Source organism: Nitratidesulfovibrio sp. SRB-5 (assembly GCF_019931275.1).
Lineage (GTDB): Bacteria > Desulfobacterota > Desulfovibrionia > Desulfovibrionales > Desulfovibrionaceae > Cupidesulfovibrio.
On the sequence record NZ_JAIOTY010000002.1, the window covers coordinates 718,681 to 729,620 of the forward strand.

General features: G+C 66.9%; 10 protein-coding genes. 9 read left to right on the forward strand and 1 reads right to left on the reverse strand.

Going from position 1 to position 10,940, the window contains the following annotated elements; genetic code table 11:
• The first annotated feature begins 260 nt into the window (after nt 1-260).
• Entirely contained in the window at nt 261-401 is a 141-nt protein-coding gene (locus K6142_RS10500; protein ID WP_012612513.1) for a hypothetical protein, read from the forward strand.
• 318 nt (nt 402-719) lie between these two features.
• Here the strand turns inward: K6142_RS10500 and rfbA are convergent, their stop codons facing one another.
• Nucleotides 720-1,598: a glucose-1-phosphate thymidylyltransferase RfbA gene (rfbA, locus tag K6142_RS10505; protein ID WP_190244125.1), complete on the reverse strand. Its 879-nt coding sequence runs from the start codon at nt 1,596-1,598 to the stop codon at nt 720-722.
• Between the two features lie 808 nt (nt 1,599-2,406).
• Here rfbA and rplU point away from each other — a divergent pair.
• From rplU to K6142_RS10545, 8 genes are all read left to right on the forward strand, one after another.
• Nucleotides 2,407-2,715 carry a 50S ribosomal protein L21 gene (gene rplU, locus K6142_RS10510; RefSeq protein ID WP_007523828.1) on the forward strand — a complete coding sequence of 103 codons (309 nt, stop codon included), beginning with the start codon at nt 2,407-2,409 and terminating at the stop codon, nt 2,713-2,715.
• A gap of 18 nt (nt 2,716-2,733) precedes the next feature.
• Nucleotides 2,734-3,003, forward strand: a complete 270-nt coding sequence (gene rpmA, locus K6142_RS10515) for a 50S ribosomal protein L27 (RefSeq protein WP_035066468.1) — start codon at nt 2,734-2,736, stop codon at nt 3,001-3,003.
• A gap of 505 nt (nt 3,004-3,508) precedes the next feature.
• Nucleotides 3,509-4,615: a GTPase ObgE gene (gene obgE / locus K6142_RS10520; RefSeq protein WP_190244126.1), complete on the forward strand. Its 1,107-nt coding sequence runs from the start codon at nt 3,509-3,511 to the stop codon at nt 4,613-4,615.
• A 47-nt stretch (nt 4,616-4,662) separates the two neighbouring features.
• A complete protein-coding gene (gene proB / locus K6142_RS10525; RefSeq protein ID WP_190244127.1) occupies nt 4,663-5,850 on the forward strand; it encodes a glutamate 5-kinase in 1,188 nt (395 codons plus the stop codon).
• 424 nt (nt 5,851-6,274) lie between these two features.
• The gene (gene thiD / locus K6142_RS10530; RefSeq protein ID WP_190244128.1) at nt 6,275-7,123 is read left to right on the forward strand and encodes a bifunctional hydroxymethylpyrimidine kinase/phosphomethylpyrimidine kinase; all 849 of its coding nucleotides are present in this window, start codon (nt 6,275-6,277) and stop codon (nt 7,121-7,123) included.
• A 357-nt stretch (nt 7,124-7,480) separates the two neighbouring features.
• Nucleotides 7,481-8,824: a PAS domain-containing sensor histidine kinase gene (locus K6142_RS10535; RefSeq protein ID WP_190244129.1), complete on the forward strand. Its 1,344-nt coding sequence runs from the start codon at nt 7,481-7,483 to the stop codon at nt 8,822-8,824.
• The gene (locus tag K6142_RS10540) at nt 8,793-10,019 is read left to right on the forward strand and encodes a PAS domain S-box protein (protein ID WP_190244130.1); all 1,227 of its coding nucleotides are present in this window, start codon (nt 8,793-8,795) and stop codon (nt 10,017-10,019) included. The genes K6142_RS10535 and K6142_RS10540 overlap by 32 nt, the downstream gene beginning before the upstream one ends.
• Nucleotides 10,019-10,267, forward strand: coding sequence for a hypothetical protein (locus tag K6142_RS10545; protein ID WP_190244131.1), 249 nt, complete (start codon nt 10,019-10,021; stop codon nt 10,265-10,267). Before K6142_RS10540 ends, K6142_RS10545 begins: the two co-directional genes overlap by 1 nt.
• Nucleotides 10,268-10,940 lie beyond the last annotated feature (673 nt).

Consider the following 10,940-nt stretch of genomic DNA (forward strand, 5'->3'; position numbering starts at 1 on the left):
CGTTCGGGTCTGCCGGTTCCCGGTGTCATTTCTGCCGGGGGCAGGGCCGGGCCATGTACAGCGGGACGACGCGCGAGGCAAGTGCGCGCCGGGCTTGCCATGTGCGGTCCTTGTGCGGGAATTCACGATGCGCTTGACATTTGCCGGAAAAGCGGCAAGTAATCTGCGGACCTGGAGTGTTCACGTCTATCCCCGCCCGATGCGCGGCGACCGTCTTGTGCGGTCGCGTGCCGCAGTCGGGCCGCACAAGGAGTCCGGACATGCTGAACGAACTGATTCAGAATGCGATGCATTCGAGCCCGCAGGGTTTCCTGGGCGTCAGCCTGATCGCCATCTACTTCTGCGTCATCGTGGCTACCGCCTTTTACCGTATCGGTAAGGGCGACCACATGCATCATTAGAAGGGACCGCAGAACGAAGGAATCAAGGACGGGCGTGCCCGCCGGGTTTCTTCAGCGCCGTGCCGCGCCACTCGCCGGGGCGTCGCGGGTTTTTCGGTGCGTCACGCGCGCATCGCCAGTTTTCCGCAGGGGCCGTCCGCAGGGGCGGCCTTTTTGCGTGCGCTGCGCCCGGCGGAGCGGGAGGAACCGTAGGCAGCCTTCGATGTCGCCCTGCGTCTGCTCGTCCCGCATGTGCCCGCTTTGTTCTGTTGATCTCCGTCCAGTTCCGTGCCGTTGCGTCCTGTTCCGTCCGGTTCCGCCCGATCCGCTTCCGCGCCGTCACACCCGCAGGCGGTCCTCCATGATGTCCATCAGGTAGCGGCCATAGTCGTTCTTCAGCATGGGGGCTGCCAGCGCGCGCAGGGCATCGTCGTCGATGTAGCCCTTGCGCCAGGCGATTTCCTCGATGCAGGCGATTTTCAGGCCCTGCCGGTCCTGCACGGCCCGCACGAACGAGGCCGCCTGATGCAGCGATTCGAAGGTGCCGGTATCCAGCCAGGCTACCCCGCGTCCCAGGAATTCCACCGACAGGTTGCCTTCGCGCAGGTACAGGTTGTTCAGGTCGGTGATTTCCAGTTCGCCGCGCGGCGATGGGGCAAGCCGGGCGGCCAGTTCCGGCGCGCGCCCGTCGTAGAAATAGAGCCCGGTGACGGCAAAGCGCGACTTGGGCGCGGCGGGCTTTTCCTCGATGCTGATGACCTTGCACGCCGTGTCAAATTCCACCACGCCGTAGCGTTCCGGGTCGCGCACCTTGTAGCCGAACACGACGCCGCCCTTTTCCAGCTTGGCGCACTGCCGCAGCAGCGAGGGCAGCCGGTCGCCGTAGAACAGGTTGTCGCCAAGAATGAGACAGCTGGGTTCCCCGGCCAGAAAGTCGCGCGCCAGCAGAAAGGCCTGGGCCAGGCCTTCGGGGCGGGGCTGTTCGATGTAGGTGAACGAAAGGCCCAGTTGGGAGCCGTCGCCCAGCAGTTCGCGAAAGCGCGGCTGATCCGCCGGGGTGGTGATGATGCATATCTCGCGGATGCCCGCCAGCATCAGCACCGACAGCGGGTAGTAGATCATGGGCTTGTCGTACACCGGCATGAGCTGCTTGGAGACGCCCATGGTGATGGGATAGAGCCGCGTGCCGGAACCACCGGCGAGAATGATGCCTTTCATGCCGACCTCACTGATGAATGGTGCCGCGCAGGGCACGGCAGTGCGGCATGGTAGCCGGGACGGGGCGGGAAGGGAAGGGGGATGCGCGCCGGGGCCGGGGTGATGGGGGGAAGGAGCAGTCCGCCGCGGACGTGCCGGGAATATGGGGAGGGGGATGGCCTGTGTTCGGGCAACTGGAAATCGGCCTTGGCCGTCATGCCATAACGTCGGCCTTGGCCGCATGGCAGGATGTCGGCTTTCGCTGGCGCAACAAAAAAGGCGGTTTTCGCCTGCACAACAAAAAAACGGCTTTCGCCGTTTTGGGGCCCTTTGCGGCAAGGGCCTGGGGGGTGTGCTCGCGTTTTTGGTGGTCCGGGGGGAACAGCCTTGGGGGAGGGCCTTGGTGCGGGGTTCCCCCCGGACGCGAGACGAGACACACTCGAGAAGGGATATATCCCCGGAACCATGGGCCGTCTGTTAGAAATTTCGCGGAGGCTGGTAGTGTCTGGGGGTGAGCGGTCGCTGACATACGGTATCGTTGGAGAAAGGAGAAATTCTAACGCAGGTGTGGCACGGTGGCCGTTGCCGATGGGGGGAAATCCCGACCTTGCGGGGCGTGTGGGCGTATGCTATCGACATCGGCCCCGCATGAGGGGCGCGTGAACCGGCCGGAAGGCCCGCGTTTGCGCACGGATGCGGCCCGCTGGTGGCCGCCCGGATGGAATTTTACGAACATTTCCGGGGCTCGGCCGCGCAGGGTGGCAATCCGGGGTTGACTTCCTGCCCCGAATGAGGATAAGTCAGCCCTCTCTCGTCATGGAGGTTACTAATGTACGCGATTATCGAAACGGGTGGCAAACAGTTCCGCGTCGAAGAAGGCGCCAAGATCTTCGTAGAGAAGCTCGAGGCCGAAGCCGGCAGCGAAATTGTCATCGATAAGGTTCTGATGCTGGGCGGCGGCGCGTTTTCCGTCGGCGCTCCCTATGTGGAAGGCGCGAAGGTCACCGCCGAGGTGGTCGAACACGGTCGCGGCGAAAAGCTCATCGTGTTCAAGAAGTGGCGCCGCAACGACTCCCGCAAGAAGCAGGGCCACCGTCAGGACTTCACGGCCCTGAAGATCAAGGCCATCCAGGCCTAGCGCCAAGGAGAACACGTCATGGCACATAAGAAAGCAGGCGGCAGCTCCCGCAACGGACGCGACAGCGCCGGACAACGCCGCGGCGTGAAGCGCTTCGGCGGCGAGCAGGTCCTGGCCGGCAACATTCTGGTTCGTCAGCTGGGCACCCGCGTGCACCCCGGCGACAACGTGGGCATGGGCAGGGACTACACCCTGTTCGCCACGGTCGAGGGCACCGTGAAGTACGAAAAGTACACCCGCAAGAAGAAGGTCCAGACCCGCGTGCACGTGGTGCCCGCCCAGGCGTAGGCCCGGCCGCACATACACGTCCACGGCTTGCATTTCCGGGGCGGAAGTCGCGCAGCGTTCTTCCGCCCCTTTCGTGTTTGCTTCGCGCGGTCGCCGCGTGTAGTGCACGGGGCAGGCAGGTTGCGCCCATTGCACCCAGGGGGTCGCTCCGGTCCGGCATGATGGCCAGGCCAGTCGGGGCCAAACCGGTCAGGTCCGGACCAGTCAGGTCAACAGCCGTCAGGCCCGGACCAGTCAGGCCCAAAGGCGTCAGGTCCGGACCAGACATGGCCAGTCCAGTCAGATCCTGAACAGTCAGGTCCTGACCAGTCAGGCCGGGCCCGGCGCGAAAGGCGGGGCAGCAGCGCCGGTCACCGGCGCCGACACCGGATTTTTTGGCGTTCTTCGCGTTCACCGCGTCGGGCGCGTTACGGCAGGTCGGTCACTTCCGGCTTCGCCCCGGCACTGCGGACATTCCGCGCGCCGCATCCACCGCATATCCACAGTATTCAAGGCAGGCATCATCATGCGCTTCGTCGACGAAGCCACCATTACGGTTCGCGCGGGCAACGGCGGCAACGGCTGCGTTTCGTTCCGCCGCGAAAAGTTCGTGCCGCGCGGCGGCCCCGACGGGGGCGACGGCGGCGACGGCGGCAGCGTCATCCTGCGCGCCTCCACCCGGCTGTTGTCGCTCTACGACTTCCGTCTGCAACGCACCTACGAGGCGCAGAACGGGCAGGGCGGCATGGGCAGCCAGTGCCATGGCCGCAAGGGCGACGACCTGACCGTGGAATTGCCCGTGGGCACCCAGATTTACGAGGTGACCGAGGACGGCGAAACCCTGCTGTGCGACCTTTCCGACCCGGAGACCGTCTTCGTGGTGGCGCAGGGCGGGCGCGGCGGCAAGGGCAACGAGCACTTCAAGTCGTCCACCAACCGCGCCCCGCGCTTTGCCCAGAAGGGCGAGACGGGAGAGGTGCGCTCGCTGCGCCTGGAACTGAAGATCCTGGCAGACGCGGGCCTGCTGGGCCTGCCCAACGCGGGCAAGTCCACCTTCATTTCCAAGGTGTCGGCGGCGCGGCCCAAGATCGCGGCCTATCCGTTCACCACGCTGATCCCCAACCTTGGCGTGATGATCGACGATGCCGACCCCGAGCAGCGGCTGGTCATCGCGGACATTCCGGGTCTCATCGAGGGGGCGCACACCGGACAGGGCCTTGGCCACCGCTTCCTGAAGCACGTGGAGCGCACCCGGTTTCTGGTGCACATCCTGAGCGTGGAAGACGTGTCCCTCGACAGTCCCGACGGCCCGTGGAGCGGCTTTGACCTCATCAACGAGGAACTGGTGCGCTTCGACGCGGACCTTGGCCAGCGGGTGCAGTTGCAGGTGGTCAACAAGATCGACCTGCGCGACCCCGAAGATGTGCAGGCCCTGCGCGACCGCGCCGCCGCCGATGGCCGTACCGTGCACTTCATGTCCGCGCTCACCGGCGAGGGGGTGGAGGACGTGGTGGCCGAGATGTGGCGCATGCGCGACGAGCTGGACAACCACGAGGCCCTGGTGCGCCTGCGCGAGACCGAGGAATTCGACGAGGAAGAAAGCGACATCGAGGTGATCTGGGTGCGCGAATAACCCCGGCGCAAGCTGGCGGCGCGCCCGCATCCCAACGGAGCGACGGCATGTCCGGACGGAACGAGGCAAGGCAGGATCAGGCGGATACGGCGGGCGACTGGCAGGCCGAACGGCGCAGGGCGCTGGCGGATGCGCGTTGCGTCGTGGTCAAGGTGGGCAGCGCCGTGCTGACCAATGGCCAGGGGCTGGACCTTGCCATGGTGGAATCGCTGGCGGGCCAGCTTTCCGCCGTGCAGGAAGGCGGGCGCCGCGTGGTGCTGGTGTCTTCCGGCGCGGTGGCGGCGGGGCGCGGCGTGCTGCGCAGTTGCTGCGAGATCGCGGGCATGCCCCACCGGCAGGCGGCATCGGCCATCGGGCAGAGCCGCCTGATGCATCATTATGATGAAGCCTTTGCCCGGCGCGGGCGCATATCGGCCCAGGTTCTGCTTACCCGCGACGACCTGAAGAGCCGCAACCGCTTTCTCAACGCCCGCAATACCTTTGCCGCGCTGCTCGACTGGGGGGCCATCCCCGTGGTCAACGAGAACGACACCGTGGCCGTGCACGACCTGAAGTTCGGCGACAACGACTGCCTGGCCAGCCTGTTGCTGAACATCGTGGAAGCCGACCTGTTCGTGAACATGACCTCGGCGGGCGGCGTGTTTGCCGAAAATCCGCAGGACAACCCCGACGCCTGCGTCATGGACTGCATCGACGACGTGCACGGGCTGGACCTGGACGGGCTGTGCGGCGGCAAGACGTCCGTGGGCACCGGCGGCATGTATTCCAAGCTGCTGTCCGCGCGGCGCGCCGCGCAGATAGGCGTGCCCACGCTCATCGTGCCGGGGCGCGAGCCCGACGTGCTGGCCCGCGCCTTCGCCGGAGAGGCCATTGGCACCTGGGTGCGCGCCGACGCCCGCACCGTCTCGCGCCGCAAGTACTGGCTGGCCTACCAGTCGGACCCGGCAGGCACCGTCACCGTGGACGAGGGCGCGGCCCGCGCCCTGCTGCAGGGCGGCAAAAGCCTGCTGCCCGGCGGGGTGTGCGCGGTGGAAGGGGGCTTCGGCTCCGGTGCGCTGGTGCGCGTGGCCGCGCAGGACGGCACGGTCATCGGGGTGGGGCTTTCCAACTACGCGGCGGCTGAACTGCGGCGCATCATGGGCCACAAGCGCCACGAGGTGGCGGCCATCCTGGGCGACGCGCATTATCCGGAAGTTATTCACCGCGACAATCTGTTGCTGGATGCCGTGGTGTAGGGCCCAAATTGTCCTTTTGCCCGTTGGCTTCCGACCCGGAGGGCGCGAAGTGTGGCCGTTGGGCGAGGTTGCGAGCCCTACGGACATCGTGCGCAACGCGGTCAAACTTCGCCTGCCATGGCGTTGCTGTCCTTATCCGTAAGACTCGCGCTACGCGCTCGCCTAACGGCCAAGGCTCGGTCGAATACAGCAAGAGTACGCGTTGCGGTCCCTATCCGTAAGGTTCGCTTCGCTCACCAAGCGGCTAGGGCACTCCCTCATGGCAGGCTCGTTTTCCTCGCCAACGAACAAAAATCCTGATTTGGGCCCCCCTGCGCGCGAAGTTGGTTGCGGAACATTAAAAGCGAATGAATCGCAGGGTGTGAATTCATTCCGGAATAACCAACGATTTCGGCTTGTTCACCCTGTCAGGATGGAGCCCCGCATGACCGTACACGCACCGCACCCCACGCCCCCCTGCATCCTGACCATCGCCGGATCCGATTCCGGCGGCGGCGCGGGCATCCAGGCGGACCTGAAGGCCATGACCACCCTCGGCGGCTTCGGCATGAGCGTCATCACCGCGCTCACGGCCCAGAACGGCCTTGGCGTCACCGGCATCCACGCCCCGGACGCGGAGTTCGTGGCCCTGCAACTGACCACCGTGCTGGACGGCTTTCCCGTGGCCGGGGCCAAGACGGGCATGCTGTTTTCCGCGCCCATCATCGAGGCCGTGGCCGACGTGCTGGACGCCCGCAAGACCTTTCCGCTGGTGGTGGACCCGGTGTCCGTGAGCCAGAGCGGGCACCGCCTGCTGCGCGAAGACGCCGTGCAGGCTCTGGTGCGCCGCGTGCTGCCCCTGGCCGACCTGTTGACCCCCAATCGCCCCGAGGCGGAAATGCTGGCGGGCATGGACATCGCCACCGAAGCCGACGTCCGTGAGGCGGTGCGCCGCATCCTGGCCATGGGACCGAAGGCGGTACTGCTGAAGGGCGGCCACTTCGAGGGCAGCGGCGACCTGGTGGACTGGCTGGGCCTGCCCGGCACCGCGCCGAACGGCGCACCGGAGATCATCGCGCTTTCCCAGCCCCGCGTGGATACCCCCAACAACCATGGCACCGGCTGCACCCTGTCCGCCGCCATCGCCACCTGTCTTGGCCTCGGCATGGACCTGTTGCCCGCCGTGCAGCGCGCCCAGCGTTACCTGAACCTGTGCCTGCGCGAAAGCTACACGCCGGGTCAGGGCTTCGGCCCGCCCAACCATGCCGCACCCCTGACCCTGCGGGAGTTCTAGCGGGATTGCCGACAGGCCGTCATCCGGCCCGGCGTCGGCGTTTCGCCCGTTCGCGCGGGCATGGCTGGCCGTCCGCACGCCAGCACGGTTCCACATATTCGGGCCGCCCCTTCCGGGCGGCCCTTTGCATTTTCATGGTAGGGGCGGCATTGCCCGGCGGCGTTTCCCGTCTGGCCATCGGAGCCCCCCTGCCTGCCGGCTTGGAAATATCATGGACCTGGGGTAGGCTTTGCCCGGCGCTTCGGCCTCCGCACGGCCCGAAAGCCTCGCCTGGACCCGCTTCGATCACGTCCGGTCCCATCGTGCGCCCTTCCGCCCGCATCCGGCGCCACCCCGAACGCCACCACAGGACCACGCATGACCCCGACCCTGCCCACGTTCCACGCCCCCGCAGAACGCTCGCCCGACGCCGACCTGCTGCGCCAGGCCGGGCTGTTCCGCGATCCCACCCTGATCAGCCTGCTCGATTCAGTGACGGACATCGTGCTGATCCTGAACCGGCACCGCCAGATCGTCTTCGTCAACCGCAACCTGCTGGAACTGCTGTCCCTGTCCGACGGCGCCAACCTGCTGGGGCTGCGCCCCGGCGAACTGTTCCACTGCGAGAACGCCTGTGATGGCCCCGGCGGTTGCGGCACGGCGGACGGGTGCCGCGAATGCGGGGCGGTAAAGGCGGTGCTGTGCGCCCTGGGCGACGAGCGCAGGGTGGAGGAATGCCGCATCACCCAGCGCAAGGGCGACGACGTGCTGGCCTACGACCTCAAGGTCTGCGCCACGCCGTTCGACCGGGACGGCGAGCGGTTCATCATTTTCGCCATCAACGACATCAGCCATGAAAAGCGGCGGCGCGCGCTGGAACGCATCTTTTTCCACGACATCCTGAACACGGCGGGCGGGCTGCGCAACCTGGCCCAGATGATCCTGGAGGAAGTGCCCCTGGACCTGCGCGGCGACACCATGCTGCTGCACCGTTTTTCCAACGCGCTGGTGGAAGAGATCGTTACCCAGAAGCTGCTGCTGGCCGCAGAGACCGACGAACTGCCGGTGGACCCGCACCCCGTGGACGGGGTGGAACTGCTGCGCGACGTGGCCAACCTGTACGCCGGGCACGAGGCGGCGCGGGGGCGCACCCTCACCGTGCTGTCCTGCGCCGCGGACACGGCCATGGTCACGGATTCCACGCTGCTGGGCCGGGTGCTGGGCAATCTGGTCAAGAACGCGCTCGAGGCCACCCCCGAGCAGGGCGAGGTGGTGCTTGGCTGCGACTGCGACGGGGAGTGCGTTACCTTTCGGGTGCGCAACCCCGGCTACATCCGGCCCGACGTGCAGCGCCAGATATTCCAGCGCTCGTTTTCCACCAAGGGGATGGGGCGGGGGCTTGGCACCTACAGCATCCGCCTGCTGACGCAGAACTACCTGAAGGGCCGGGTGGGCTTTGAAACGTCGCCCTCGGGCTGGACGGAATTTCGCGTGTGCCTGCCGCGCGACGCCTTCAACGGCACGGCTACCTGCGAATCCGGCATGCCCGATGCCCCCGGCGATATCCGCCATGACCTGCCGGGTCTTGCCCCCACGTGGGCGCGCGAGCAGGAGCAGATCCCTGGTGAAGACTCGCCGTGGAACGACAACGGCTGCGCGCGCGGTGGCGACGCAACAGCATGGGGGAGCGATGACACAGCCGCTGCGCGTTCTGGTCGCTGAGGACGACGCCGTCGGCGCGGCCCTGCTGCGCGGGCTGCTGGTCCGCGAGGGCCACGTGGTGATCGGCCCCGCCGCCATGGGCGAGGAGGCCGTGCGCCTGGCCCGGGACGAGCGGCCCGACGCCGTGCTCATGGACATCTGGCTGGCCGGGGACATGAACGGCGTGGAGGCCACCCGCGCCATCACCGCCGACTTCGACATCCCGGTCATTCTGGTCACCGGCGCCACCGAGGCCACGGACCACGAACTCATGGAACAGGTAGTGGGCAGCGGCGCCCTGGGCTTCATGTCCAAGCCGGTCACCGGCGACGCCCTGCGCGTGAACCTGCGCATCGTGCGCCACCACACCCGCCTGCACGCACGGCTGCGCGACAGCGAACTGCGTTACCGTTCCATCTTCGACAACGCCGTGGTGGGCATCTACATGGCCGACCCGGAAGGGCGTTACCTGGTGTCCAACCGCGCCTTCGCCCAGATGCTGGGCTGGTCCGGACCGGGCGAACTGGTATCCGGCGTGCGCTCCATGGACGAGCAGATTTACGAGGCGCCGGGGCGGCGGCAGGAACTGCTGGCCCGCCTGCGCGCCGAAGGCACGGTGACGGGCTTCGTCTCGCAGGTGTACGGGCGCGACGGCGACCTGTTGTGGGTATCGGAACATTGCACCGCCGTGCACGACTGGGCGGGTGAACTGCTGCACTACGAGGGCATCGTGGTCAACGTCACCGCCCGCATCGAGGCGGAGCAGCGCTGGCGCACCACCCTCGGCATCCTGCGCAGCACCATCGACGCCATGCCCGACCACGTGGTGCTGCTGGACCTGGATCGCAACGTGATCATGGCCAATGCCTCGTGGGTGCGGCAAGTGTGCGGGCCGGGGCTTCCCGATGCCGCGAGCACTGCGGATGCGGGAGGCGCGGTGGACGGCTCGGTCATGGTGCGCTGCCCCGACTGCGTGGCCGAGGATGGCGGCCTCACGCCCCTCGACCGTTTTCTGCACGAGGGCGGGCACCAGTCCGGCCCCGTGCGCCTGCTGCCCGGCGGCGACCCGTGCGTGTGCAGCGTTTCGCCCTACCGGGCGCCGGACGGCACGGTCATCGGGGCGGTGCTGGTGCTGCGGCGCGATGGCGAGGGATGCCTTGCCGGTTCCGAAGGGCTTGCCGCGCGGGTGGACATGGCGGGGCACCGGGGGGTGTGATGCGCAAGCATCAGTTCGCCAAGATCGACTGCAACTGCACCCGCCGGGCCACGCATCTGAAATGCGTCTTCTGCGGGGTGATGGAATACCGCAGCCTGGACGAGGCGCGGCGCATGACCATGGGCCAGGCCGAATGCACGCATCCGGACGCTCCGCAGGTGCCGCCGCAGGAAAAGTTCCGGGCCATGATGGGCGGCACGCTGGATTGCCTAGCGCCGGACTACGACACCCATTTCAAGCCTGATTGACCCCAATTGAGCCCGGCTGAACCCGGTCGGGCCCGGTCGGGCCGGGCTGGACTGGCTGGACCGGGCAGGATTGGCTGGGCCGGGTTGGACTGGCTGGGCTGGCCTGCCCCGGACGGCGAGCCCCGAACCTGAAAGGCAGCCTTCCGGCGCTCCATGCTCCACAAGGCCGCATGACGGTTTTGCCGTAGCGGCTCCCGCGTTTTTTCTTTCCGCCGGGCGTTGTACCCCTCCCGAACCCGTTCGATCCGGCGCATCGTCACGCCTGCCTTTCTCCCTGTCCTTGGTGCGCAACGCCTTGCCCCGCGTGCAGGCCCCTTCCGCGCAGGCGGTTTTTCCCTCCGATGAGAAATCATGTTGCGTCAGCGCATGGCCTGTACCTGGCAGGTGCATGGACCCATGGGCCGTGGGCCTGACGCCCCGCCGGTGCCGACATGCGGGCGGGACGTCGTTCCGGTGACGGAATGAGGCGTGCCACCATGACGTGCGTTGGCGCACACACTATAATGCCGTCTCATGCCGTGGACGCTCCATCGTCAAAATGGCAATCTTGCAGGCAAGCTACGGTTATGCGGAGTACGGCACTGGGCAGCGCTTTGGTCGGGGCGTGCACGTCGGGGTCGATAGTTCTTATTTTCACGATCTAAACGTCCTGTTGTTTTTTCCGATACGGCAG

Coding starts and splice junctions, on each gene's coding strand:
- K6142_RS10535 (WP_190244129.1), top strand. CDS start 7,481: ATGACCCCGACCCTGCCCACGTTCCACGCCCCCGCAGAACGCTCGCCC.
- rpmA (WP_035066468.1), top strand. CDS start 2,734: ATGGCACATAAGAAAGCAGGCGGCAGCTCCCGCAACGGACGCGACAGC.
- rplU (WP_007523828.1), top strand. CDS start 2,407: ATGTACGCGATTATCGAAACGGGTGGCAAACAGTTCCGCGTCGAAGAA.
- proB (WP_190244127.1), top strand. CDS start 4,663: ATGTCCGGACGGAACGAGGCAAGGCAGGATCAGGCGGATACGGCGGGC.
- obgE (WP_190244126.1), top strand. CDS start 3,509: ATGCGCTTCGTCGACGAAGCCACCATTACGGTTCGCGCGGGCAACGGC.
- K6142_RS10545 (WP_190244131.1), top strand. CDS start 10,019: ATGCGCAAGCATCAGTTCGCCAAGATCGACTGCAACTGCACCCGCCGG.
- K6142_RS10540 (WP_190244130.1), top strand. CDS start 8,793: ATGACACAGCCGCTGCGCGTTCTGGTCGCTGAGGACGACGCCGTCGGC.
- thiD (WP_190244128.1), top strand. CDS start 6,275: ATGACCGTACACGCACCGCACCCCACGCCCCCCTGCATCCTGACCATC.
- K6142_RS10500 (WP_012612513.1), top strand. CDS start 261: ATGCTGAACGAACTGATTCAGAATGCGATGCATTCGAGCCCGCAGGGT.
- rfbA (WP_190244125.1), bottom strand. CDS start 1,598: ATGAAAGGCATCATTCTCGCCGGTGGTTCCGGCACGCGGCTCTATCCC.